This window comes from Oleiphilus sp. HI0086, from assembly GCF_001635225.1.
The window spans coordinates 1-751 of record NZ_LWFZ01000901.1; the positions used below are offsets into that span (position 1 = coordinate 1).

Genomic DNA, 751 nt, shown 5'->3' on the forward strand with positions numbered 1-751 from the left:
TACTACAATGCTTAACTAGTCGAGCCTATGAGAAATACGCCACAGATCTGCATCATTGTCCATGCTTCCCGATGCACTTGCAATCATTGAGCGAATTATCGACGGCGCTCCTTGAGATACAGGCACACCAAAATGGGAGGGGTAATCGACATGCGTTAAGAACAAACCATTTGGCTGCGCAGTCACTCCCCCCTTAGTCCGGTCTCGTGCTTCGAGCACCCCGGCACACCAATCTACTGGTTTTCTCTGCTTACCTATTTCCATCAAAACACCAGCAATGTTACGAACCATGTGATGCAAAAATGCATTTCCCTTAATATCAATAACTAAAATATCGCCGAAGCGTTGAACATTAATAAATTCGACAAACCGAAACGGCGTTCTTGACTGGCAGCCTACAGCCCTGAACGAGCTAAAGTCATGCTCACCCACCAAACATTGAGCTGCCTGGTGCATCTTTATTTCATCTAAGGGGTCATGACACCAAGTCATTTCATTATGGAAGATTGAAGGCCTGACCGGGTGATTGTATATCACATAATGATAGCGCCTACTGGTAGCAGAAAATCGCGCATGAAACTCAGAGTCAACACAGCCAGCCCATGAAACACTGATATCTTTTGGTAGGTTTGAGTTGCTACCAAAAACCCACGCTCTTTCACTACGCTGCACTTCGGTGTCAAAATGAACAACCTGATGAGCACCGTGCACACCCTTATCGGTTCTGCCCGCGCAAACAAGCTCTATGGAC

General features: G+C 46.5%; 1 protein-coding gene. It reads right to left on the minus strand.

The genetic code is table 11. The features are described 5' to 3' along the window. Positions 1 to 15: 15 nt before the first annotated feature. A partial coding sequence (gene truA / locus A3756_RS16340; RefSeq protein WP_082865311.1) for a tRNA pseudouridine(38-40) synthase TruA occupies positions 16 to 751 on the minus strand: 736 nt, incomplete at its 5' end.